The organism is Rhizobacter terrae, from assembly GCF_003852895.1.
GTDB classification, from domain to species: Bacteria; Pseudomonadota; Gammaproteobacteria; order Burkholderiales; family Burkholderiaceae_C; genus Albitalea; species Albitalea terrae.
Genome location: NZ_QUSW01000008.1, coordinates 148,337 through 173,400, shown reverse-complemented (window position 1 = coordinate 173,400; position 25,064 = coordinate 148,337). Strand labels below are relative to the sequence as shown.

At 66.4% G+C, this 25,064-nt stretch carries 17 protein-coding genes and 1 pseudogene; 16 read left to right on the top strand and 2 right to left on the bottom strand.

The window, feature by feature from the left end; all coding sequences use genetic code 11:
• Window positions 1–11 precede the first annotated feature (11 nt).
• The 4 genes from argA to DZC73_RS24320 all read left to right on the top strand — a co-directional run bounded on the left by argA (window position 12) and on the right by DZC73_RS24320 (window position 5,359).
• A complete protein-coding gene (gene argA / locus DZC73_RS24335) occupies window positions 12–1,352 on the top strand; it encodes an amino-acid N-acetyltransferase (RefSeq protein ID WP_124542972.1) in 1,341 nt (446 codons plus the stop codon).
• A gap of 9 nt (window positions 1,353–1,361) precedes the next feature.
• Window positions 1,362–1,652: an oxidative damage protection protein gene (locus DZC73_RS24330; protein ID WP_124542971.1), complete on the top strand. Its 291-nt coding sequence runs from the start codon at window positions 1,362–1,364 to the stop codon at window positions 1,650–1,652.
• Window positions 1,653–1,790: 138 nt separating this feature from the next.
• On the top strand, window positions 1,791–2,102 hold the full coding sequence (locus DZC73_RS24325) for an H-NS histone family protein (RefSeq protein ID WP_124542970.1): 312 nt from the start codon (window positions 1,791–1,793) through the stop codon (window positions 2,100–2,102).
• A gap of 275 nt (window positions 2,103–2,377) precedes the next feature.
• On the top strand, window positions 2,378–5,359 hold the full coding sequence (locus tag DZC73_RS24320) for a bifunctional diguanylate cyclase/phosphodiesterase (RefSeq protein ID WP_161974722.1): 2,982 nt from the start codon (window positions 2,378–2,380) through the stop codon (window positions 5,357–5,359).
• A 1-nt stretch (window position 5,360) separates the two neighbouring features.
• Here the strand turns inward: DZC73_RS24320 and DZC73_RS24315 are convergent, their stop codons facing one another.
• Window positions 5,361–6,098 (bottom strand): TonB family protein, encoded by a 738-nt coding sequence (locus DZC73_RS24315; protein ID WP_124542968.1) that lies wholly within the window; start codon window positions 6,096–6,098, stop codon window positions 5,361–5,363.
• A gap of 279 nt (window positions 6,099–6,377) precedes the next feature.
• Here DZC73_RS24315 and dnaG point away from each other — a divergent pair, with 279 nt between their 5' ends.
• From dnaG to DZC73_RS24300, 3 genes are all read left to right on the top strand, one after another.
• Window positions 6,378–8,279 (top strand): DNA primase, encoded by a 1,902-nt coding sequence (dnaG, locus tag DZC73_RS24310; protein ID WP_124542967.1) that lies wholly within the window; start codon window positions 6,378–6,380, stop codon window positions 8,277–8,279.
• Between the two features lie 418 nt (window positions 8,280–8,697).
• The gene (gene rpoD, locus DZC73_RS24305) at window positions 8,698–10,938 is read left to right on the top strand and encodes an RNA polymerase sigma factor RpoD (RefSeq protein WP_124542966.1); all 2,241 of its coding nucleotides are present in this window, start codon (window positions 8,698–8,700) and stop codon (window positions 10,936–10,938) included.
• A 117-nt stretch (window positions 10,939–11,055) separates the two neighbouring features.
• Window positions 11,056–12,000, top strand: a complete 945-nt coding sequence (locus DZC73_RS24300; protein ID WP_124542965.1) for an adenylate/guanylate cyclase domain-containing protein — start codon at window positions 11,056–11,058, stop codon at window positions 11,998–12,000.
• A gap of 6 nt (window positions 12,001–12,006) precedes the next feature.
• On the opposite strand, the gene DZC73_RS24295 is transcribed toward DZC73_RS24300, so the two are convergent.
• Window positions 12,007–12,720, bottom strand: a complete 714-nt coding sequence (locus tag DZC73_RS24295; protein ID WP_124542964.1) for an HAD family hydrolase — start codon at window positions 12,718–12,720, stop codon at window positions 12,007–12,009.
• Between the two features lie 97 nt (window positions 12,721–12,817).
• On the opposite strand from DZC73_RS24295, the gene DZC73_RS24290 reads away from it, so the two are divergent.
• The 9 genes and pseudogenes from DZC73_RS24290 to DZC73_RS24250 all read left to right on the top strand — a co-directional run bounded on the left by DZC73_RS24290 (window position 12,818) and on the right by DZC73_RS24250 (window position 25,058).
• Window positions 12,818–14,938 carry an ATP-binding protein gene (locus tag DZC73_RS24290; RefSeq protein WP_161974721.1) on the top strand — a complete coding sequence of 707 codons (2,121 nt, stop codon included), beginning with the start codon at window positions 12,818–12,820 and terminating at the stop codon, window positions 14,936–14,938.
• A gap of 65 nt (window positions 14,939–15,003) precedes the next feature.
• A complete protein-coding gene (hemH, locus tag DZC73_RS24285; protein WP_407924126.1) occupies window positions 15,004–16,107 on the top strand; it encodes a ferrochelatase in 1,104 nt (367 codons plus the stop codon).
• 46 nt (window positions 16,108–16,153) lie between these two features.
• Window positions 16,154–16,555, top strand: a complete 402-nt coding sequence (locus tag DZC73_RS24280) for an RNA-binding S4 domain-containing protein (protein ID WP_124542962.1) — start codon at window positions 16,154–16,156, stop codon at window positions 16,553–16,555.
• Window positions 16,556–16,711: 156 nt separating this feature from the next.
• Window positions 16,712–17,263, top strand: coding sequence for a nucleotide exchange factor GrpE (grpE, locus tag DZC73_RS24275; RefSeq protein WP_124542961.1), 552 nt, complete (start codon window positions 16,712–16,714; stop codon window positions 17,261–17,263).
• Window positions 17,264–17,354: 91 nt separating this feature from the next.
• Window positions 17,355–19,319: pseudogene (gene dnaK, locus DZC73_RS24270) on the top strand (molecular chaperone DnaK); the annotation flags it as partial.
• Window positions 19,320–19,443: 124 nt separating this feature from the next.
• Window positions 19,444–20,598, top strand: coding sequence for a molecular chaperone DnaJ (gene dnaJ, locus DZC73_RS24265; protein ID WP_124542959.1), 1,155 nt, complete (start codon window positions 19,444–19,446; stop codon window positions 20,596–20,598).
• Window positions 20,599–20,755: 157 nt separating this feature from the next.
• Window positions 20,756–22,429 carry a response regulator gene (locus DZC73_RS24260; protein ID WP_124542958.1) on the top strand — a complete coding sequence of 558 codons (1,674 nt, stop codon included), beginning with the start codon at window positions 20,756–20,758 and terminating at the stop codon, window positions 22,427–22,429.
• 27 nt (window positions 22,430–22,456) lie between these two features.
• Window positions 22,457–24,085 carry a phosphoethanolamine transferase gene (locus DZC73_RS24255; RefSeq protein WP_124542957.1) on the top strand — a complete coding sequence of 543 codons (1,629 nt, stop codon included), beginning with the start codon at window positions 22,457–22,459 and terminating at the stop codon, window positions 24,083–24,085.
• A 64-nt stretch (window positions 24,086–24,149) separates the two neighbouring features.
• A complete protein-coding gene (locus DZC73_RS24250; RefSeq protein WP_124542956.1) occupies window positions 24,150–25,058 on the top strand; it encodes a cation diffusion facilitator family transporter in 909 nt (302 codons plus the stop codon).
• Window positions 25,059–25,064 lie beyond the last annotated feature (6 nt).

The following is a 25,064-nucleotide window of genomic DNA, read 5'->3' as shown; positions in this document are numbered from 1 at the left end:
CAGGCGTCGCGATGGACCTTGTCTTCCCTCATACCTTTGTCCCCTGGTTCCGGTCCGTGGCTCCGTACATCCATGCGCACCGAGGCAAGACCTTCGTCGTCGCCATTGCCGGCGAATTGATCGCCGCGGGCAAGCTCAGCACCTTCGCGCAGGACCTCGCGCTCATCCACGCGATGGGCATCAAGGTTGTGCTGGTGCATGGCTTTCGCCCCCAGGTGGAGGAGCAGCTGGCCGCCAAGGGCCACGTGTCCCGCTTCAGCCATGGCATGCGCGTGACCGACCCCGTCGCGCTGGACTGCGCCCAGGAGGCCGCCGGCCAGCTGCGCTACGAGATTGAAGCCGCGTTCTCCCAGGGCCTGCCCAACACGCCCATGGCCGGCAGCCAGATCCGCGTCGTCTCGGGCAACTTCATCACCGCGCGTCCGGTGGGCATCGTGGACGGCGTGGACTTCCAGCACACCGGTCTCGTTCGCAAGATCGACGCCCCCGGCATCCGGCGTGCGGTGGACTTCGGCGCCCTGGTCATGCTCTCGCCCTTCGGCTTCTCGCCCACCGGCGAGGCCTTCAACCTGAGCATGGAAGACGTGGCGGCCAGCACCGCCATCGCGCTGCAGGCCGACAAGCTGATCTACATCACCGAGGTCAAGGGCATCCCGCTGGACCCGTCAGATCCCGACAGCGACATCGACCAGGAACTGGCGCTGGCCGACGCGGAAAAGCTGCTGGCCTCGCTGCCCAACCCCACCCAACCCACCGACACGGCGTTTTATTTGCAGCACGCGGTAAAAGCCGGCAAGAACGGTGTGGACCGGGTGCACATCGTTCCCTTCTCGGTGGATGGCTCCATCCTCATGGAATCCTTCACCCACGACGGCGTGGGCACCATGATCGTCGACGAGAAACTCGAAAGCCTGCGCGAGGCGACCTCCGATGACGTGGGCGGCGTGCTGCAGCTCATCGAGCCGTTCGAAAAGGACGGCACGCTGGTCAAGCGCGACCGAACGGAAATCGAGCGCGACATCGGCCATTACACGGTGATCGAGCACGACGGGGTGATATTCGGTTGCGCGGCGCTGTATCCATACCCTGAAGCCCGCACTGCCGAAATGGCCGCGCTCACGGTATCTCCCCATGTGCAGGGCCAGGGCGACGGCGAACGGATTCTCAAGCGCATCGAGCAGCGCGCGAAATCCATGGGCTTCGACTCGATCTTCGTCCTCACCACCCGGACCATGCACTGGTTCATCAAGCGGGGTTTCCAGCAGGTCGACGCCGACTGGCTGCCCGAAGCCCGCAAGCGCAAATACAACTGGGATCGCCGCTCCCAGGTTCTCGTCAAGAAACTCAGTTAAGGATCCCTCATGGCCCGCACCATTCAATGCACGTATCTCAAGAAGGAAGGCGAAGGCCTGGATTTCGCCCCCTACCCCGGCGAGCTGGGCAAGCGCATCTACAACGAGGTCAGCAAGGAAGCTTGGCAACTGTGGATGAAACACCAGACCATGCTGGTGAATGAAAACCGCCTGAATCTGGCCGACCAGCGCGCCCGCCAGTATCTCGCCCGCCAGATGGAGCGCTTTTTCTTCGGCGAAGGCGTAGAACAGCCCGCAGGTTATGTCCCGCCGGCCGATACCCCGAATACCCAAGGCTGACGCCTGATTTGATACTCAACCGGTCGCCAGTGCAAGCCGAGGTCAAACACCGATAAACCCCTGCTTGCTTCGCCAAACGATTTCACTAGAATCCGCGCCATCGCCGGATTGGCGAGTCCGAGAAAAAGGGAAATCGTTATGGCAAGTTTGCAAGACCTTCTGGACCGGAAGGCCGCACTTGAAAAGGAAATCGAGGCCACGCGCAAACAGGAACGCGCGGACGCCATTTCTCAAGTCCGCGCCCTGATGAGCCAATATGGCCTGACCGCGGCGGATTTGAATTCCAAGGCCTCACCCAAAGCGTCCGGCCCCGGCAAGGGCAGCAAGGTCGCCGTGAAATACCGTAACGCCGCCACCGGCGACACCTGGAGCGGCCGCGGCCTGCAACCCAAATGGCTCAAGGCAGCGATTGCCGCCGGCCGCAAGGTCGATGAATTTGCGGTCAAGTGATCTGACGCTGCGCTGACGCACGGCACGAAAAGCCGCCTCATTCAGGCGGTTTTTCGTTTTGGGGAGGACCGTGATTTCAAAAAATCATGGCGGGCATTGCGCGATTTGCGGGTTCTCCGCGACGGCAAATTGGATTCGAAGAGTTACATTCGATGCCGCCAGATCGCACTCAATTCCAGGGTGCCGTTTTGGCTTATTTCCATACCAGCGCCCCGTCCACCCGCCCGACCGCCGTGCCCGCCATGCGATTGCCGTTTGCTCGGCTGAACATTGCCGTGCCTGCCCTGTCCGTGACAGGCGTGGGCCAATTGGCGTTGATCGGTTTGAGCTGGTACGTGGCGGCACTGGTGAGCCTGTCCATCTCGCCGCACATGGCCCAGGTGGCCCTGCTGTGGCTGCCACCGGGCGTGGCGCTGGCGGCGCTTGTGCGCTGGGGCATGGGCGTGTGGCCCGGCATCTTCGTCTCGGCGACGGCGATGTTCATCGTCAGCGGCACCTCGCCAATCCTTGCGGCGGCACTGGGTGGCTGCCAGACACTGGGCGCGATCGCCGCCACCTGGGGCCTGAAGCGGCTGAACTTCCACCCGGCGCTCGAACACCGGCGCGATCTCTGGCATTTCTGCCTCATCGGCGCCGTGGCGGCCAGCCTGATCGTCTCCAGCAGCGCCGTGCTGTGCCTGGCCGTCTTCGGTGCGATGGCGAAGACCCAGTTGCCGGGCGCGTGGCTGTACGGCTGGGTCGGCGGCGCGGTGGGCACCCTGTTGCTCGGCGTTCCACTGCTCACCCTGTCGAGAGACACCCTGCGCGAGGCCCTGGCCGGCTGGCGCTGGCTGCCCACGCTGATGCTGGCGGCGGCGGTCCTCGCCAGCGGGCTGCTGGTCTTCGGTGCCACCGCCTCCAGCGACGCCCCGCTGTCGCCGCTGATCTTCGTGCCGCCGCTGCTGCTGTCATGGATGGCGGTCCGCAGCGGCACGTTCGCGTCGTCGCTGGTCGCCTTGCTGCTGGCCTGCGCCGCCGCCTTCGCCACGACCGCCGGGCACGGCCCCTTCGCCGAGCCGGCCATCGCATCCAGCATGGCGGTGCTGTGGGTCTACGCCTGCACGCTGTGCGCGACGCCGCTTCTGCTGACCGCGCTGGTCGGCGAAGTACGCAGCAAGGATGAACGCTGGCAGCTCGCGCTGGACCATTCACGCATCGGCGTCGCCGAATGGGATGTGGAAGCCGCCGAGTTCACCCTGTCGCGCCACTGGCTGGCCATGCTGGGCCACCAGACGCAGTCCTTCGGCCGGTCCTTCACCGCCGCCTGGACGCGTGTGCACGAGGAAGACCAGCCCGCCCTGCAGGATGCCCTGGCCAGCCTGCGCACCGGCCGCGACAGCGCGCGCGCCGAGTTCCGCATGCAGACCAACGACGGCGGCTGGAAGTGGCTGGAAGGCCATGCCATCGTCGCGCAGCGCAACGCCCAGCGCGAGCCGGCGCGCATCATCATCACCGCGCGCGACATCGGCGACCAGCGTGCCGCCGAGGAACGCTACCAGCTCTCGTCCAAGCTCTTCCAGCATCTGCACGAGGGCCTGCTCATCACCGATGCCAGCCACCGCGTGCTGGACGTGAACCCGACGTTCTCGGCCATCACCGGCTACACCCGCGAAGAGCTGCTGGGCGTGGTCGCACCGCTCATGCGCCCTGCGCCCACCGGTTCGGCCGCCGAGCGGCAACAGGCCGCCATGCGCGACAGCCTGCAGGCCAGCGGCACCTGGCGCGGCGAGATCGTGGACCACCGCCGCAACGGCGAGGCCTGCACCATGCAGGTCACGGTGTCCGCCGTCAAAGGGCAGAACGGGCAGATCCGCTTCCATGCGCTGGCCATCGCCGACGTCACGCAGGCCCACGCCCAGCGCGCCCAGCTCGAACGCCAGGCCCACACCGACGAGCTCACCGGCCTGCCCAACCGCGCCCGGCTGGCGCACCTGCTGCGCGACGCCATGCTCGCCAGCGAGCGCGAAGGCTTCCTGCTGACCATCTGCTACCTCGACCTCGACCACTTCAAGCCGGTCAACGACAACCACGGCCACGAAGCCGGCGACCGCCTGCTGGTCGACCTGGCCGAACGCCTGCGCCGATCATTGCGCCACTGGGCCAGCGGCGATGACGCAGTGGCCCGCCTGGGCGGCGACGAGTTCGTGCTGCTGCTGCGCACCGCCACGCTGGAAGAAGGCCGGCATGCGGTCGAGCGCGTGATGCGCAGCGTGTCGCAGCCGTATGCACTGGGCGTCGCGGCCGGCCCGGTGTGGGTCACAGCCAGCATCGGCGCTACGGTCTACCCCATCGACAAGGCTGATGCCGACACGCTGCTGCGCCATGCCGACCACGCGATGTACGGCGCCAAGCAGGCCGGCCGCAACGGCTACCTCTTCTTCGACGCCGAGCACGACAGACGCACCGAGCAGCACTTCGAGGCCCTGGGCCGCGTGCAGGACGCGCTGGACGCCAACGAGTTCGTCCTCTACTACCAGCCCAAGGTCGACATGCGCCAGGGCCGCGTGCTGGGCATGGAGGCGCTGCTGCGCTGGAAGCATCCGCAGCATGGGGTCATCACGCCGGCGCAGTTCCTGCCGCTCATCGAGCACACCGGCCTGAGTGCGCGCCTGGGCGACTGGGTGCTGCAAGAGGGCATCGAACAGCTCGCGAAGTGGCAGCGCATGGGGCTGGACGTGACTGTCAGCGTGAACATCTCGGCCCGCCACCTGCAGGAGCCGCTGTTCTCCAAGCGCCTGGCCGGGCTGCTCGGTCGGCACAACACGCCAGTGGGCCAGCGGCTCATCATCGAAGTGCTGGAGACCGCCGCGCTGGCCGACGTGGAGTACACCTGTGCCTTGATGGACGAGTGCCGCGAGCTGGGCGTGCGCTTCGCGCTGGACGACTTCGGTACCGGCTACTCGACCTTCACCTACCTCAAGCGGCTGCCGCTGGACTTCCTCAAGATCGACCGTTCCTTCGTGCACAACATGCTGATCGACCGCCAGGACCTGGCCATCGTCGAAGGCGTGATCGGCCTGAGCGAGACCTTCGGCTGCAAGGTGGTGGCCGAGGGTGTGGAGTCGAAGGAGCAGGCGCGCCGCCTGATCGAGCTGGGCTGCGACGTCGGCCAGGGCAACGGCATCTCCGAAGCGATGCCGGTGGCCGAGGTCTACAACTGGGTGCGCAACTTCAAGAACACGATCCCCGCGCCGCAGTGGGCGGAGACCCTGCAGTAGTTCATTCGAGGTTGAAGCCCAGGTCGACCACCGCCTGCTCTGCATGGCGGATGGGCTGGAACTTCCATTGCTGGACCGCCGACACTGCGCTCGGCGACAGGCGTGCATGCGTGCTCGTCACCGCGCGCGCATCGGTCACGCTGCCGTCGGGCTGCACGGTGAAGGCCACTTGCACCAGGCCCTTGCGCAACTGACGCATCAGCGAGGCCGGGAACTGGGGCTCGGACTTGACCAGCGGCGTGAGGACGATCTCTTCTTCCACCTCCACCACCGGAGAAGCAGCGGCGGTCGACGCGGAAGCGTCTTTCGTCTCGGTGGTCGGGTCGGGCTGTGCTACTGGCTTGGCAGCGGCCAGTTGCTCCTCTCGCGGCGCGGACTTGGCCGCCGTTTCTGCCGAATTGGCGCTGGCATCGGTGGCAGCAGGCTTGGGCGCGGCCCGCGTGGCGACCTTGGCAGGTGCAGGTGCCGGTGCAACGGCGGCCTTCTCAGGCGCGGCGGCCGGGACGGCGGCAGCCTTGCGGGGCTTGTCGGAAAGAATTCGGATCCACTGGAAGACCTTGTCGCCTTCCTTGGAGGCACGTTCGCTGGCCGACTGGCCAGGGCCGGCGCCATTGGCAGGCGGAACGGTCTGGGCTTGGGAGGTGCCGGCGAGTGCGGCGATCAGGACGGCAGCAAAGGCCGCAGGCTTGAACGAAGACGGGGCAGCGGCACGCGGGTACCGTGTTTGGCTGGACAGCATGATTCCCTCCGACAGTCCTTGTGATCCTCGAAGGCGCCTTCCGGGCACCCCCGACGAGCGGGGTCGTCGCGCGGCTTATGGCCGTTCGCGCGGCGCAGTGTATCGATATGTTTTGCCTCGCAAGGCTCGGGCCACCCTGGGAAATCCCTCAATGGCGGCGCAAGGACAAGAAAATCGTTGCAAAAGTCTCCCGCCATCGCACCGGCGCGGTGAACCCCGCCGCACAACGGTGAACTTCGATGCCCGCCTCTACTGAGCGGACCCTCTAGACTCCTGCCCGTGATCCCGCAGAACTTCATCGACGACCTCCTCAGCCGCGCCGACATCGTGGAGATCGTGGGGCGCCATGTCGACCTGAAGAAGGCGGGCATCAACCACAAGGGCCTGTGCCCCTTCCACGGGGAGAAGTCGCCCAGCTTCATCGTCAGCCCCACCCGGCAGACCTACCACTGCTTCGGCTGCGGCGTGCACGGCAATGCGCTGCGCTTCCTGATGGAGCACACCGGCGCGGGCTTCGTCGACGCCGTGCACGACCTGGCGCAGCAGGTGGGCATGACCGTGCCCGAGGACACCAGCACGCCCGAGGAGCGCGAGCGCGCCCAGGCCGCGAAACAGCGCCAGTCCACGCTCACCGACGTGCTGGCCAAGGCCGCCGAGCACTACAAGCAGCAGTTGAAGGAAAGCCAGCGCGCCATTGCCTACCTCAAGGGGCGGGGCCTGAGCGGACAGATCGCCGCGCGCTTCGGCCTGGGCTACGCGCCCGAGGGCTGGCGCAGCCTGGCCAGCGCCTTCCCCCGCTACGACGACCCGCTGCTGGAGGAGAGCGGCCTGGTCATCACGCACGAGGCCGACAGCGGCAACGAGGCGGACCGCAAGCGCTACGACCGATTCAGGGATCGCGTGATGTTCCCGATTCGCTCGGTGCAGGGCGAGGTGATCGGCTTCGGCGGCCGCGTGCTCGACAAGGGCGAGCCGAAATATCTCAACTCGCCGGAAACGCCCGTCTTCAGCAAGGGCCGCGAGCTGTACGGCCTGTTCGAGGCGCGCGCCGCGCTTCGGCAGAAGGGCTACGTGCTGGTCGTCGAGGGCTACATGGACGTGGTCGCGCTGGCGCAGCTGGGCTTTCCGAACGCGGTCGCGACGCTGGGCACGGCCTGTACCGCCGACCACGTGCAGAAGCTCTTTCGCTTCACGGAGTCGGTGATCTTCAGCTTCGATGGCGATGCCGCCGGCCGGCGTGCCGCGGGCCGCGCACTGGAAGCCGCCCTGCCCCACGCCACCGACACGCGCAGCATCCGGTTCCTGTTCCTGCCGTCCGAGCACGACCCCGACTCCTATGTGCGCGAGTTCGGCACCGAGGCCTTCGACCAGTACGTGCAGCAGGCCGTGCCGCTGTCGCGCCAGTTGCTGGAGGCGGCCGGGGAAGCTTGCGACCTCGACACCGCGGAGGGCCGCGCGCGCATGCTCTCCAACGCGCGGCCCATGTGGATGGCACTGCCCGATGGTGTGCTCAAGCGGCAGATCCATGCCGACCTGGCGCAGCAGGGGCGCATGGACGTGGCCGACCTGACATCGCTGTGGGGCTCGTCGCAAGCCCAGGCTGGCGGCCACGCGCGCCAGCGGTCACGGGAGTCGCAGGCTTACGACGAGCCGGATCGGGATGGCAATGGCGCGCCTCGTCCTCGCCGCTTCACACCCCGTGCCGCGGGCAGCCGAGTCAGCCGCGGCACGGCCAACCTGCTGGACCGCGCCCTGTGGCTCCTGGTGCAGCGCAGCGACCTGTTGCTGGCGCTGGACGGCGAATCCCACGACCTGCTGGCCCAGCAGTCAGCCCCCTACGACGCCTTCTTCAACTGCCTGGAGCGCCAGGTGCACGACCATGGCCCCATGGCCGCCCAGGCGCTGATGCCCGAACTGCGCGCCCAGGCAGCGGACGTGGACGCCGTCCCGGTCATCGAGCGCATGGCCGCCTTCCACGACCCCGACCCGCAGGCCGACCTGGCCGCCGAGCTGGCCATCCTGCTGGAACGGCTGCGGCTGCAGGCGGCGGAGGACGAACTCAAGCTGCTCTTCGACTCGGGCTCCCTCTCGCCCGACGCCCAGCAGCGCGGCAAGGAACTCATGGCCACCCAGGCGCGTCTGAAGGCGAAGATCGCCAAGATGAACGAGCCCGAACGCTGAACACCCGCGCCAGGCCGTTGCGCCAACCCGTCAAACGCCACAGGATCGAAGAATTCAAACCCTTGTCACTTTGACGGGGACTCTTTCCTGGACGATAATTGAGGGTTTGTTACGCGGCAAGAGTGAAGCAGCACCTCCGGGCCCCGGCCACCCTTTGAACCAGGGTCCCCACGCAAGGCCAACCTTCCCCGCAAGGGCTGCATGAAAAAGGTTCACGTGAGCTTGTCCGCCATGCCGGCCGATCGCCGTCTGTCCCACGGGATTCATCTCGAACCCCGCGGCATTGACGAATCCGCGCCGGCGCCAGCTTTGTCTCTTGCAGATTTCATCAATCGCACAACATGCCCTGATGGGCCCGCTGCGCCATTGACGCCTGCCGGTGCAAGGCCGTGAAGCCCATCATCATCCGAGGAATTGCATGACCGCGAAGAAGAGCGCCCCAGCCCCCGCTCCCAAGCCTGCCGCCAAGACCGCCGCCGCCCCCAAGGGTGCGAAGGCCGAAGCCGAAGACAAGAAGAAGACTGCCACCGCCGCGGCCAAGCCCGCCGCGAAGGCCGCCAAGCCGGCCGCGGAAGACACGAAGGCCAAGCGCGGCCGCAAGCCCAAGGAAGAGAAGGCCACCGCCAAGAAGCCCGGCGCCGCTGAAGAGGAAGAAGACTTTTCCGACCTCGAAGCCGAGCTGGAAGGGGAACCCGAAGCCGAGGCTGTCGATGAAGGCGAGGCCAAGGCCGCCAAGGCCAAGCCCCTGCGCATGAAGGTGTCGCGCGCCAAGGAGCGCGCGCTGATGCGTGAATTCGGCCTGGACGAGACGGCGCTCACCGAAGAGGAAGTCGCCAAGCGCCGCCAGGAGCTGAAGACCCTCATCAAGATGGGCAAGACGCGTGGTTTCCTGACCCACCAGGAAATCAACGACCACTTGCCCGAGAAGCTGGTCGACAACGAAATCCTCGAGGCCATCGTCTCGATGCTCAACGACATGGGCATCGCGGTCTACGAGCAGGCCCCCGATGCCGCCACGCTGCTGATCGCCGGCGGCGGCACCACCACCGCGACCGAAGAAGAAGCCGAGGAAGCCGCTGAAGCTGCGCTGTCCACGGTGGACTCCGAATTCGGCCGCACCACCGACCCCGTGCGCATGTACATGCGCGAGATGGGCACCGTCGAGCTGCTGACCCGCGAAGGCGAAATCGAGATCGCCAAGCGCATCGAAGGCGGCCTGCAGGCCATGATGCTGGCCATCTCCGCCTCGCCCACCACCATCGCCGAGATCCTCGCCTACGCCGACAAGATCGCCGCCGGTGAGATGCAGATCTCCGAGGTGGTCGATGGCTTCGTCTCCGAAGACGAGGCCGACGACTACGTGGCTGAAGAAGACGTGGACTTCTTCGACGAGGAAGACGACGACGACGGCCAGGGCGGCTCCAAGGCACTGACCAAGAAGCTGGAAGAGCTGAAGTCCGCGGCGCTGACCAAGTTCAACGAGCTGCGCACGAACTTCGACAAGATGCGCAAGGCCTTCGAGAAGGAAGGCTACAAGTCGCCGTCGTACAACAAGGCCCAGCATGCCATCAGCGACGAGCTGATGACCATCCGCTTCACCGTCAAGACCATCGAGAAGCTGTGCGCCATCCTGCGTTCGCAGGTGGACGACGTGCGCCGCTACGAGCGCGAGCTGCGCAAGATCCTCGTGGACAAGTGCGGCATGCCGCAGGAATACTTCATCAAGCACTTCCCCCCCAACATCCTCAACCTGAAGTGGGCGGAGAAGGAAGTCGCGTCGGCCAAGCCCTACAGCACGGTGCTCTCGCGCAACCTGCCGCCGGTGCAGGAGCTGCAGAAGAAGCTGATCGACCAGCAGGCCCGGGCCGTCGTGCCGCTGGAAGACCTGAAGGAAATCAACCGCCGCATGAACGAGGGCGAGAAGGCCTCGCGCGACGCGAAGAAGGAGATGATCGAGGCCAACCTGCGCCTGGTTATCTCCATCGCGAAGAAGTACACCAACCGCGGCCTGCAGTTCCTGGACCTCATCCAGGAAGGCAACATCGGCCTGATGAAGGCGGTGGACAAGTTCGAATACCGCCGCGGCTACAAGTTCTCGACCTACGCGACGTGGTGGATCCGCCAGGCCATCACCCGCTCGATCGCCGACCAGGCGCGCACCATCCGCATCCCGGTGCACATGATCGAGACGATCAACAAGATGAACCGCATCTCGCGCCAGCATTTGCAGGAATTCGGCTTCGAGCCGGATGCGCCGACGCTGGCCGAGAAGATGGAGATCCCTGAGGACAAGATCCGCAAGATCATGAAGATCGCCAAGGAGCCGATCTCCATGGAAACGCCGATCGGCGACGACGACGATTCCCACCTGGGCGACTTCATCGAAGACACCAACAACACCGCGCCCATCGAGGCCGCGATGCAGGCGGGTCTTCGCGACGTGGTCAAGGACATCCTCGATTCGCTCACGCCGCGCGAAGCCAAGGTGCTGCGCATGCGCTTCGGCATCGAGATGTCCACCGACCACACGCTGGAAGAAGTGGGCAAGCAGTTCGACGTGACGCGCGAACGCATCCGCCAGATCGAGGCAAAGGCGATCCGCAAGCTGAAGCATCCCAGCCGTTCGGACAAGCTGCGCACGTATCTGGACAACCTGTGATGCCTTGACGCGTCGTCCCGGCGAATGCCGGGATCCGCGGTGATCCATGGAAAACGGCTCCTTCTCGGAGCCGTTTTTTCGTGATCAATGTCACGGCCGGCGATAAACTCCCGACCCATGAGCCAGATCATCCAGCGCACCGTCCTGTTCGCCGACCTGCGCGGCAGCACGGCGCTCTACGAGACGCTGGGCAACACCGAAGCCACTTCCGTGGTCACGCAAAGCGTGGCGCTGCTCGGGCACGTGGTCAAGAACTGCGATGGTGTTGTCGTCAAGACCCTGGGCGATGGCCTCATGGCCATGTTCGTGTCCGCCTCGGCCGCCGTGATGGCCGCCGACGAGATGCACGACCAGCTCGAGCGTATCGGCACCCGCCCCTCCGACGGAACACCCCGCCCTGCCCTGAAGCTGCAGGTCGGCCTGGCGCTGGGCGAGGTGGTGGAGATGGCCGACGACTACTTCGGTGATGCCGTGAACGTCGCCGCTCGCCTGCTGGACCACGCTGGCGACAACGAAACGCTCGTCACCTCCGCCGTGCTCGACGCGCTGGACCCGCTGGAGCGATCGCGCTTTCGCAGCCTGGACCGCCTCCAGCTGCGCGGCCGCGTCGAGCCGGTGTACGTGCACCTGCTGGAAGCCCACCGCTGGGGCGACACCGCGGCCACGGCCTACGGCGACATCCTCCGCGCGCCTGAGCCCGAGGGCATCCGCTTGGTCTGGCTGGACACCAACCGCGTCTATTCGCCGCACAGCCTGCCGGTGGTGCTGGGCCGCAGCCCGCAGGCCACCTACTGCATCGACGACTCGCGCGTCTCGCGCTCGCACGTGCGCATCGACTGGCACGGCGGCACCTTCCAGCTCACCGACCTCAGCTACAACGGCACCTACGTGCGCTTCTCCGGCGACTCGGAGATCGTGAGCCTGCGCCGCGGCACCTGCACGCTGCACGGCAGCGGTGTCATCGGCCTGGGCTCGCCGCCGGCGGACATCACCGCGCCGGTGGTGCGCTTCGAGGTGATGAAGTTCGCGGACACCCAGCCGCAGGCCGGTTCGGACCTCTGAGTTTTCTCAGCCGGCCGGAATGCCCAGCCGGTCCGCCAGCGTCCTGAGGCAGGACACCGTCGCCAACCCCGCTGACCGGGCGTCATCCATCGGCTCGCAACCCTCGCGGCGCAGCCAGAAAGTGTGCAGCCCGGCATTGCGTGCGCCCAGAACGTCCAGCTCCAGGTCGTCCCCCACGTGCAGCACCTGTACGGGCTCCAGGCTCAGGCGCCGGCAGGCCTCGTGGAAGATGCGCGCATCAGGCTTGCCCACGCCGAACGCCCTAGCACTGATGGCCCCGCGGAACCACGGCCCGAGCATCGTCCGGGCGATATCGGCATTGCCGTTGCTCAGTGCCATCAGCGGATAGCGCGAGGCCAGGCGCCGGATGGCGTCCTCAACCTCGGGGTACAGCTCCAGCTCGTGCCGTGCCGCGAAGAACACCTCGAAGGCCTCTCGTGACAAGGCCGGGTCATCGCCCGACTCCAGCAGTGCGAGCCTCAGGCTCTCGTGCCGCACCTGCGTGAAATCATGCGCAATGTCCGGCCGCTTCAAGGCCACCTCGTCGCGCTTGGCGCGCAAGGCCGCAACGTCAAAGGCCTGCGCCGTCTTCGGCGCCTGAACCGTGAGCCAGGCATGCAGCGCCAGCTCGGCGCGGTAGATGGCCGGCGCAATGGGCCACAGGGTGTCGTCAAGGTCGAGCGTGATTGCCTTGATCAGCGGAATCGATTCTGGGGTCATCAGGAACTGCCTACCCGTGTTACCCCTTGCATTGCTTCACGGGGCCATGCGGAGATTGTCCGCTACAGTTGGCGACCTGCGCCTGCAGTCGTCCTTCATGAACCTGCCCGACCTGCCTGCCGACGAAGAAGAGCGCGTGCGGCTGCTGCACGAGTTGGACATCCTCGACTGCCCCGTCGAGCCGGCGTTCGACGCCATCGCCAGGCTTGCCGTCATGCTGACCGGCTGCCCGATCGGTGCGCTGAGCCTGGTCGATTCGCAACGCCAATGGTTCAAGGCCTGCATGGGCATGCCGGCCCGCGAGACGGTGCGGTCCGACGCCTTCTGCGCCCACACCATCCTCTCTCCCCACGTCCTCGTGGTGGAAGACGCCCGCATCGATCCGCGCTTTCGCAGCAGCCCGCTGGTCACGCAGGCGCCGCACGGCCGCTTCTACGCCGGCGCACCCATCGTGGTCGAAGGCCGGGCCCTGGGCGCCGTGTGCTGCCTGGATCCGCGAGAACGCGTGGCCACCGAAACGCTTCGGCAAGGCCTGCAAGACCTGGCTGCCGTGGCCGCCCAGATCTTCACCGAACGCCTGAAGGAAGTGCGCGCCAAGGCCCGCGCGCTGGAAGAGATGCAGGCCAGCGACGAGCGCTGGCGCCTCGCCCTCGAAGGCGGTGGCCAGGGCGTGTGGGACTGGGATTCCGACAAGCATGGCCTGTACTTCAGCGATGCGTGGAAAGCCATCGTCGGCCACGCCGGCAACGAGGTCGGCACGCAGGTGAAGGAATGGCTGTGCCGCATCCACCCCGACGACCTGTCTCACGCCAAGGCCAAGCTCGCCGCCCACCTGCGCGGTGAAACGCCGGTCTACGCGGTGGAGCACCGCATGCGCCACAAGCACGGCCACGACGTGTGGGTGCTCAACACCGGCAAGGTGGTGCGCCGAGCGAAGAATGGCCGTGCCACGCGCATGGTGGGCACGATGATCGACGTGACCAGCCAGCGCCACGCCGAATCCAGCCTGCGCGACAAGCGGGCCGCCGAGCTGGCTCACATCGCCAAGAGCGAATTCCTCTCGCGCATGAGCCACGAGATGCGCACGCCGCTGAACGCTGTCATTGGCTTCACGCAGTTGCTGCTCAGCCGCCAGGGCACGCCCGACCCCGACGAGGTTCGCGAGTACGCCGAACACGTGCTGCGCGCCGGCGAGCACCTGCTGGCGCTGACCAACGACGTGCTCGACCTGCAGCATGTGGAGGAAGGCCGCGTCGAGCTGGACACCGCCGACGTGCCGCTGGACAGCGTGGTCACGCAGGTCATCGGCCTGCTCGAAGGTGCCGCGCAGGACCGCGGCGTGCGCTTCGACAACTTCGTGCCCACCGGCATCGAGGTGCGCGCCGACGAGCGCCGCCTGCGGCAGGTGCTGATGAACATCGCCTCCAACGCCGTGAAGTTCAACCGCCCTGCCGGCGTCGTTCGCTGGTCGGTCGAGCTGGACACCGAACAGTCGCGGGTGCGCCTGAGCGTGGAAGACACCGGCTCGGGCCTCAAGCCCGCGCAGCTTGAACGCCTGTTCCAACCCTTTGAACGCCTGGGCCGCGAGACCTCGACCATCGAGGGCACGGGGCTCGGTCTCATCATCGCCAGAAGCCTCACGGTCGCCATGGGCGGATCGCTCCATGTCGCCAGCAGTGCGGGTGTGGGTACCCGCGTGGTCGTCGAACTTGCCATGGCCCAGCAAACGATGTTGCCTTTCACCCCTGAAGCCCACGAACACACGAACAGCGCCGCGGTCGACACGCCGCAGCGCCCGCCCGCGCCCATCGCAGCGATGACACCGCAGACGGTGCCTGCCCTGCGCATGCTCTACGTCGAGGACAACCGCATCAACGCCATCCTGTTCGAGGAAGCCCTGCGGCTTCGCGACGGCGTGGAGTTGCGGCTGGCCGAAGACGGGGCCGAGGCGCTGCACCAGGTGCGCGGCTGGACGCCCGACGTGCTGGTGCTGGACGCCCACCTGCCCGGCATGGACGGCTTCGAGCTGCTGGAGCGCCTGCGCCGCGAGCCCGGCCTGGCCGAGGTGCCGGCCTTCATGTGCAGCGCCGATGCCATGCCCGACGACATGCAGCGCGCCGCCGATGCGGGATTCGCGGGCTACTGGTCCAAGCCGATCAACATCGCGAAGATCCTGGGCGACCTGGACGAGCTCTGCGCCAGGCGGCTTCAGTCTTGAGCCCTTGACTGGCAAGCCGCAGGACGGGGAGATAATCCCGCGCTTCGTCGCACCTTCGCCTTCGCATGCTGCGTTTCGCGCCCGAACCCGCTCACAGCCACGGCCAGTCGCCGGCCACGCCGCGCACGGCCATCGTGCTGTGCAACCTGGGCACGCCCGATGCGCCCACGGCACCGGCACTGCGCAAGTACCTGGCCGAGTTCCTGAGCGACAAGCGCGTGGTGGAGATCCCGCGCTTCGTGTGGTGGCCCATCCTGCACGGCATCATCTTGCGCACGCGGCCGGCGAAGTCGGCCGCCAAGTACGCCAGCATCTGGACGCCCGAGGGCTCGCCGCTGCGGGTCTGGACCGACAAGCAGGCCAAGCTGCTCGCGGGCTACCTGGGCCAGCGCGGGCAGCGTGTCACGGTGCGCCATGCGATGCGCTACGGCAGCCCGTCCATCGCCTCGGTGCTCGACGAACTCAAGGGCATGGGCGTCAACCGCATGCTCATCCTGCCGCTGTACCCGCAGTACTGCGCCGCCACCACGGCCAGCGTGTTCGATGCGGTCTATGCCTGGGCGGCCACCCAGCGCTCGCTGCCCGAGCTGCGCTTCGTCAATCGCTACCACGACGATGCGCTCTACATCGAGGCGCTGGCGCGCCGCGTGATCGAGCATTCGCAAACCCACGGCCGCCCCGAGAAGCTCGTGCTGAGTTTCCACGGCGTGCCCAAGCGCACCCTGGCGTTGGGCGACCCCTACCACTGCGAATGCCAGAAGACCGCGCGCCTGCTGGCCGAGCGGCTGAGCTACAAGCCCGAGCAGGTGCTGGTGACCTTCCAGAGCCGCTTCGGCAAGGCCGAATGGCTGCAGCCCTACACCGAGCCCACGCTCGTCAAGCTGGCAAAGCAAGGGGTGAAGCGGGTGGATGTGATGTGCCCGGGCTTCACCTCGGACTGCCTGGAGACGCTGGAAGAGATCAACCAGGAAGCGCGAGCGGCCTACACGAAGGCCGGCGGCGCCGAGTTCCACTACATCCCCTGCCTGAACGACCAGCACGAGTGGATCGCGGCGATGTCGTCCATCGCCATGCGCCACCTGCAAGGCTGGCCCACCACGGGCGCGGATGATCCCGCCGCGCTGGCTGCCGAGCGTGAACGCGCCCTGGCCATGGGCGCCAGGGCCTGACACCCCTCACCCAGGCACGGCTTTTCAGAGGACTACGATTTCAGGCATGGACGAGGTCAGGCTGGACAAGTGGCTGTGGGCGGCACGCTTCTACAAGACGCGCAGCCTTGCCGTGGACGAGATCGGCAAGGGCCGGGTGAGCGTGAACGAGCAGGCGGCCAAGCCGGCCCGTTCGGTGCGCGTGGGTGACCTGATCGAGATGCGCCGCGAGGGCGTCATTCGCACGGTGAAGGTCCAGGACCTGAGTGAAGTGCGCGGCCCCGCGCCGGTGGCCCAGAAGCTGTACGAGGAAACGGCCGAGAGCATCGCCCACCGCGAGCAGCAGGCCGAGCAGCGGCGCTTCGGCGCCGAGCCGTCGCAGGCCATCGAACAGGGCCGCCCGACCAAGCGGGACCGTCGCAAGCTGGCCGACTGGAACCGCTGGAGCGCCACGGCCGAGCCCGAATGAGGCATTCCACCCCTGATTAACCCTTGCGGCAGCAAGAATCCAGCTTGATCCCGGCCAGATTGCACCCACTTCAGTTCAATGAAGTGGAAGTTCCGATCCCCTCTTGAAAGACGCGCAGCCGGCCCCAGATCGGCGGCTGTGGAAACGAGACCTGACATGACGACAGAACAAAACACCCAGGACACGCAGCAAGCCGCCAACCCCGCCACCACTGCGGACAACGGGGTTGCGCCGGCAACTTCCCCCGATTCCGATGCGCTGGCCCGCCTGAACGAGCTGGAAGCCAAGCACGCCGAAGTGGCCGATGCCTACCTCCGGGCCAAGGCGGACGCGGAAAACACCCGCCGCCGCGCCGAGGAGGAAATGTCCAAGGCCCGCAAGTTCGCCATCGAGAGCTTTGCCGAGAGCCTGCTGCCCGTGAAGGACAGCCTCGAAGCCGCCATCGGCATCCAGAACGCCACGCCTGAGCAACTGCTCGAGGGCGTGCATGCCACGCTGCGCCAGCTGGCCCAGGCCCTGGAGCGCAACAAGGTGATCGAGATCAGCCCCAGCGCCGGAACGAAGTTTGATCCGCATCAACACCAGGCCATCAGCATGGTGCCTGCCGATCAGGACGCGAACACCGTGGTCGCGGTGCTGCAAAAGGGCTATCTCATTGCCGAGCGCGTGCTGCGTCCGGCGCTCGTGACGGTCGCTGCGCCCAAGTGATGCCAAGGGGTGTCTGAGGGGACATCCACAGGCGCTTGCACCCTTGAAATAGCGACAGTTATCCACAACTCGAAGACAACCGAATTTCAGTTTCAGGAGAACCAACATGGCCAAAATCATCGGCATCGACCTCGGCACCACGAACTCGTGCGTGGCCATCATGGAAGGCAACAACACGAAGGTGATCGAGAACAGCGAAGGTGCCCGCACCACGCCATCGATCGTCGCGTACCAGGAAGACGGCGAGATCCTCGTCGGCGCTTCGGCCAAGCGCCAGGCCGTCACCAACCCGCGCAACACGCTGTACGCCGTCAAGCGCCTGATCGGCCGCAAGTTCACCGAGAAGGAAGTGCAAAAGGACATCGACCTGATGCCCTACAAGATCAGCTCGGCCGACAACGGCGACGCCTGGGTCGAGGTGCGCAACAACAAGCTCGCGCCTCCGCAGATCAGCGCCGAAGTGCTGCGCAAGATGAAGAAGACCGCCGAGGACTACCTGGGCGAGCCGGTGACCGAAGCCGTCATCACCGTGCCTGCGTACTTCAACGACTCGCAGCGCCAGGCCACCAAGGACGCCGGCCGCATCGCGGGCCTGGATGTCAAGCGCATCATCAACGAGCCCACCGCGGCAGCGCTCGCCTTCGGCCTGGACAAGAACGAGAAGGGTGACCGCAAGATCGCCGTGTATGACCTGGGCGGCGGCACCTTCGACATCTCCATCATCGAGATCGCCGACGTGGACGGCGAGAAGCAGTTCGAAGTGCTGTCGACCAACGGCGACACCTTCCTGGGCGGCGAAGACTTCGACCAGCGCATCATCGACTACATCATTGCCGAGTTCAAGAAAGAACAAGGCGTTGATCTCTCGAAGGACGTGCTCGCGCTGCAGCGCCTGAAGGAGTCCGCCGAAAAGGCCAAGATCGAACTGTCGAACAGCGCGCAGACCGACATCAACCTGCCCTACATCACGGCCGACGCCTCGGGCCCGAAGCACCTGAACATCAAGCTCTCGCGTGCCAAGCTCGAAGCGCTGGTGGAAGACCTGATCGAGCGCACCATTGCCCCGTGCCGCACCGCCATCAAGGATGCCGGCGTGAGCGTGGGCCAGATCGACGACGTGATCCTCGTGGGCGGCATGACCCGCATGCCCAAGGTGCAGGACAAGGTCAAGGAGTTCTTCGGCAAGGAGCCGCGCAAGGACGTGAACCCTGACGAAGCCGTCGCCGTGGGCGCGGCCATCCAGGGCCAGGTGCTGGCCGGCGACCGCAAGGACGTGCTGCTGCTGGACGTGACGCCGCTGTCGCTCGGTATCGAGACGCTGGGCGGCGTGATGACCAAGATGATCCAGAAGAACACGACCATCCCGACCAAGTTCGCGCAGACTTTCTCCACCGCCGACGACAACCAGCCGGCCGTGACCATCAAGGTCTACCAGGGCGAGCGCGAGATGGCCTCGGGCAACAAGAGCCTGGGCGAGTTCAACCTGGAAGGCATCCCGCCCGCACCGCGCGGCATGCCGCAGATCGAGGTGACCTTCGACATCGACGCCAACGGCATCCTGCACGTGAGCGCCAAGGACAAGGGCACGGGCAAGGAAAACAAGATCACCATCAAGGCGAACTCGGGCCTGTCGGAAGACGAGATCCAGAAGATGGTGAAGGACGCCGAGCTCAACGCGGCGGAAGACAAGAAGAAGCTCGAGCTCATCCAGGCCCGCAACTCGGCCGACGCGATGATCCACAGCGTGAAAAAGAGCCTTGCCGAACACGGCGACAAGCTCGAAGCTGGCGAGAAGGAAAAGGTCGAGGCCGCGCTGAAGACCGCCGAGGAAGCGCTCAAGAGCGAAGACAAGGCGGAGATCGAGTCCAAGACCGAAGCACTCGTCATGGCGAGCCAGAAGCTCGGCGAGAAGGTCTACGCCCAGGCACAAGCGGCTGATGCCGCGGCCGGCGCGGCCCAAGGCGCCAGCGCCGAGGCTCCGAAGGCTTCCGCCTCCGCCGCAGCCGACGACAACGTCGTGGACGCGGACTTCAAGGAAGTCAAGGACCGCAAGTGATGGTCGGCACCGGGGTGGGTTTCCTCCCCGGCGCATCGCCGCGTTCGAGTGCCCGACGGCCGTGTCGGAAGCTTGGCGCGGCGTTCTCGTTTGAATGAGTTCGACGGATCAAGCGGATAAAGCAATGGCAAAGCGCGATTACTACGAAGTCCTGGGGGTGGCGAAGAACGCCAGCGAGGACGACATCAAGAAGGCCTACCGCAAGCTGGCCATGAAGTACCACCCCGACCGCAACCAGGGCGAGGGGGCCAAGAAGGCGGAAGAAAGCTTCAAGGAGGCCAAGGAGGCCTACGAGATGCTGTCCGACGGCCAGAAGCGCGCGGCCTACGACCAGTACGGCCACGCGGGCGTGGACCCGAACATGGGCGGCGCGGGCTTCCGTCCGGGCGGGCCGGGTGCGGAAGGCTTCGGTGGCTTTGCGGAAGCCTTCGGCGACATCTTCGGCGACATCTTCGGCGGTGCTGGCGGCGCACGCCGTGCCCAGGGCCAGCAGGTCTACCGCGGCGCGGACCTGAGCTACGCCATGGAGATCACGCTGGAAGAAGCGGCCACCGGCAAGGAAACGCAGATCCGCATCCCGAGCTGGGAAGGCTGCGAAACCTGTCACGGCACAGGCGCCAAGCCGGGCACCTCGCCCAAGGTCTGCACCACCTGCAACGGCTCGGGCACGGTGCACCTGCGCCAGGGCTTCTTCAGCATCCAGCAGACCTGCCCGAACTGCCACGGCACCGGCAAGATCATCCCCGAGCCCTGCACGGCGTGCCATGGCCAGGGCAAGATCAAGAAGAACAAGACGCTGGAGGTGAAGATCCCGGCGGGCATCAACGAAGGCATGCGCATCCGCTCGGCCGGCAACGGCGAGCCGGGCACCAACGGCGGGCCGCCGGGGGACCTGTACATCGAGATCCGCCTCAAGCAGCACGAGATCTTCGAGCGCGACGGCGACGACCTGCATTGCACGGTGCCGGTGTCGCTGACCACGGCGGCGCTGGGCGGCGGGATCGAGGTGCCCACGCTGGGCGGCAAGGCCGAGATCGAGTTGCCCGAGGGCACCCAGCACGGCAAGACCTTCCGCCTGCGCGGCAAGGGCATCAAGGGCGTGCGCTCCAGCTACCCGGGCGACCTGTACTGCCACGTGCAGGTGGAGACGCCGGTCAAGCTCACCGAGCACCAGCGCAAGCTGCTCAAGGAGCTGGACGAGTCCTTCCGCAAGAGCGGAGACCGGCATTCGCCCAACAGCAAGAGCTGGTCGGACCGGGTCAAGGACCTGTTCAAGTGAAACAAGGGTCGCCGCGGCGGCCCTTTTTCATTCCTGGTGCCAGGGGATGCGGGCAGGCATCACACCCCAGGGCACAAACCCCAGGTGCGGCCGCTCGTGCAAGTTCTACAGTCGGACGAGAGCTTGCCGATAACGGCAGTGGGGTTTTGTCCGAACCATGTCTCGTCTCGACCACGATATCCACAACTGCCGCGCGCTCGTCGTCGACGGCAATCCGACATCACGCAGCGTGCTGACGGCGCAGCTGCGCGACTTCGGCGTGGGCACGGTGGTGCAGACCGGCCGCGTGAAGGATGCACGCAACATCCTGGAGAACCGGCATTTCGACGTGGTGCTGTGCGACTACCACTTCGAAGGCAGCGAGATGTCCGGCCAGGACCTGCTCGACGAACTTCGCCGCGAGCAGTTGCTGCCCTTCTCCACCGTCTTCCTGATGGTCACCGGCGAGGCCTCTTATGCCAAGGTGACCGAAGCCGCCGAATCCGCCCTGGACGGCTACCTCCTCAAGCCCCACAACGCCACCAGCCTGGGCGACCGGGTGCTGGAAGCCCGCAAGCGCAAGCGCGTGCTGCGGCACATCTTCGAGGCCATTGAGCGCGGCGACTTCGGCGCGGCGGCACAGCTGTGCCAGGCCCGGTTCGAGAAGCGTGCGCCTTACTGGCTGTATGCGGCGCGCATCGGCGCCGAGCTGTACCTGCGATTGGAGAAGCACGTCGAAGCCCAGCAGCTGTATGCGGCGGTGGTCGAGGCGCGCGCCCTACCCTGGGCCAAGCTCGGCATCGCGCGCTCGCAGCTCGCCTCGGGCCAGGTCGTGCCGGCACGCCGGACCCTGGACGCCCTCATCGGCGAGATGCCGCAGTTCGCCGACTCCTACGACGTGCTCGGCCGCGTGCTGGTCGAACAAGGCGAGATGCAGCAGGCCTTCGAGATCTACCAGAAGGCGGCGGAGCTCACGCCCGGCAGCGTGACGCGGCTGCTGCATGCCGGCACCCTGGCCTTCTTCGCGGGGCAGTCCGACCAGGCCATGTCCGCGCTGGACCGGGCCTGCGTGATCGGCGTGGCCTCGAAGATGTTCGACGACCATGCCCTGGTGCTGCTGGCCCTGCTGCAGTTCGATGCGAAGGACCCGAAGGCCTTGCAGCGCACCTATGACCACCTGTCGCGTCGCATGGAAAAGCAGCCCGAGAGCCGGCGCCTGGTGCGCTTCCAGGGCGTGATCGACACCCTGCGCACCATGCAGGCCAAGAAGGTGGCCGAAGCCATGCGCATGGTGCGCGAACTCACCTCGGAGATCGACAGCCCCGACATGGACATGGAGGCGGCCAGCAACCTCATCGCCTTGTGGGCACGGCTGAACTCCTCGGAGATCCAGCTCGACGAGATGCCCTCGCAGGTGCAGCGCATCGCGCAGCGCTTTTGCGTGTCACGGGCGTCGATGGAGATGCTGATTGCCTCCGCACAGGGCACTGAGCCCACGGCGACCATCGTGCGCGAGACGCATGCAAGCATTTCCGCCACCGCCGAAAAAGCCATGGGCGCGGCGATGAACGGTGCACCGGCCGACGCGGTGAGGCTGCTGCTGGCCAGCGGGGCGGAGACGCGCAACGCCAAGCTCATCGAGCTGGCCGGACTGGTCGCGCAGCGCCACCACGAGAAGATTGCCGACGTCGAATCCCTGCAGGCGCGTGCCCGCGAACTGTCGCAACGCTATTGCTCGCAGGGGGCGCACCTCATCGGCGGCAGCAAGCAAGGCGGCCGCTCGGCCGGCGGGCTCAGCCTGCGCGCGGCACCGGCCGCACCTGCGCCGGCCACCGCCCAGCCTGCGGCCTGAGCACCGGCCCTGCGACACAATCGGCGGATGCCTCGTCCGCCGATCTCACTGAACCCGACCACCCTCGCCCTTGCCACCGCCGCATGGATCGGCGCGTTCTCCAACTGGCCGCTGTGGCAGGCGCTGGCACGGCTGCCGGAGATGTCATCGGCGCGAGGGCTAGTGTTCATTGCCGGCTTCATGCTCGCGGTGATGGCGCTGACCTTCGCGCTGCTCACCGTCTTCGCCTCGCGTTTCACCATCAAGCCCATGGCCGCATTTTTCGTGCTGGCCGCGGCCTTCGGCGCGCACTTCATGGGCGCGTATGGCGTGGTCATCGACCCGACCATGATGACCAACGTGCTGCAGACCAACGCACGCGAGACACGCGACTTGCTGAGCGGGCGGATGGTGCTGGTGGTGGCGTTGCTGGCCGCACCGCCGCTGTGGGGCCTGTGGCGCGTTCGCCTTCTGCCCACCAGCGGTTGGCGGCAGCTCGCACGCAACGCCGTGGCCGTGCTCGCATCGATCGCGCTCGTGGTGGCCATCGTGTTCGCGCTCTTCGCCGACCTCTCGGCCACCATGCGCAACCACCGGCAGTTGCGCTACCTCATCAATCCGCTGAACTCCTTTTTCTCGCTGGGCGTGCTGGCCGCCGAGGGGCAAGCCAAGCCCAAGGGCCCGCCGCTGGCCATCGGCCTGGATGCCGCCGCGCTGCCTCGCGCTGCCGACGCAAAGCCACCCTTGCTGCTGCTGGTCGTCGGCGAGACGGCGCGGGCGGACCACTTCTCGCTGAATGGCTACAAGCAGCGCACGAACCCGGAGCTGGCCGAGCGCCAGGTACTGAGCTTCACCGAGGTGAGTTCCTGCGGCACCAGCACGGCCGCCTCGCTGCCCTGCATGTTCTCGCACCTGGGCCGCAAGGAATTCAACGCCGCCGATCGCGACCACGAGAACTTGCTGGACGTGCTGCAGCGCGCCGGCTACGCGGTGCTGTGGCTGGACAACCAGGCCGGCTGCAAGGGCCTGTGCACGCGCGTGCCCAATGCCGAAACCGGCGACGACAAGACACTGCCCGCCACGCTGTGCGACTCGGAAGGTGAATGCTTCGACGAGGCCCTGCTGCACGGGCTGGACCGGCGCCTGGCCACCCTGCCCGCCGAGCGCCGCGCCAAGGGCACGGTGATCGTGCTGCACCAGATGGGCAGCCACGGCCCGGCCTACTACAAGCGCTCGCCGCCCGAGCGCAAGCCGTTCACGCCGGAGTGCACGACCAACGTGCTGCAGCAGTGCGAGCATGAGTCGCTCATCCACGCCTACGACAACTCCGTCGCCTACACCGACCACGTGCTGGCGATGGCGGTGGACTGGCTCAAGGCCCGCGAGGCCGACTCTGCGCCGGCCTTGCTCTACGTATCCGACCACGGCGAATCGCTGGGCGAGAACAACCTGTACCTGCATGGCCTGCCCTATGCCGTCGCACCTCGCGAACAGACTCATGTGCCGATGGTGGTGTGGCTGCCGCCGCGGCATCCGCTCACCGCATGCCTCGCGTCGCAGCAAAGCAAGCCGCTCAGCCATGACAACCTCTTCCACACCGTGCTGGGCTTGGCCGGCGTGCGAGCCAAGGAATACCAGCAGGCGTTGGACATGACGGCTCAGTGCGGCCCTCGGTAATGGCCTTGATTTGAGGTAGGCTCGCGGACTTCGCAAGTCAAGCTCCCGTCAGGTTACAGGCCGCATGTCCGCACAAGCCGATTCCCTCAAGTCCATCCTCTTCGCGCTGGGCGCCAACTTCGCCATCGCGGTCGCCAAGACCGCCGGCGCGGTGTTCACCGGCTCGTCGTCCATGCTGGCCGAGGCGATCCACTCCTATGCCGACTGCGGCAACCAGGCGCTGCTGATCTGGGGCCTGAAGGAGGCCAAGAGTGCACCCACGGCGGACCACCCGCTGGGCTTCGGCAAGGCGATCTACTTCTGGAGCTTCATCGTCGCGCTGATGCTCTTCAGCATGGGCGGCCTGTTCTCCATCTACGAGGGCGTCCACAAGCTGCACGACACCGAGCCGGTGAAGTACGCCTGGGTGGCGGTGGGAATCCTCGCCTTCAGCATCGCGGCCGAAGGCATGTCGCTGTGGGGTTGCCTGGGCGAGATCAAGAAAGACCGTGGCGAGCAAAGCCTGTGGCAATGGTTCAAGACCTCGCGCCAGAGCGAGCTGCTGGTGGTGCTGGGTGAAGACCTGGCCGCGCTGGGCGGCCTGGTGCTGGCCTTCGGCTTCATCCTGCTGTCCATCCTCACCGGCAACCCGATGTGGGACGCGGTGGGTTCCATCGCCATCGGCGTGCTGCTGGTGGTGGTGGCAGTGCTGGTGGGTGTGGAGGTGAAGGCCCTGCTGGTGGGCCAGAGCGCCACGCCGCAGCGCATCGCGCAGATGCGTGCGCACCTGGAAGCGCAGCCCGAGGTGAACAAGGTGTTCAACCTGCTCACCCAGCAGTTGGGCGGTGAAATCATGCTGGCCGTGAAGGCCCAGATGGCACCGCAACCCAGCGACGTCGCGCTGGTGGAGGCGATCAACCGCGTCGAGAAAGGCCTGCGGGAGCACTTCCCCGACGTGCGCTGGATTTTCTTCGAGCCCGACCTGCGCGACTGAGCCTGA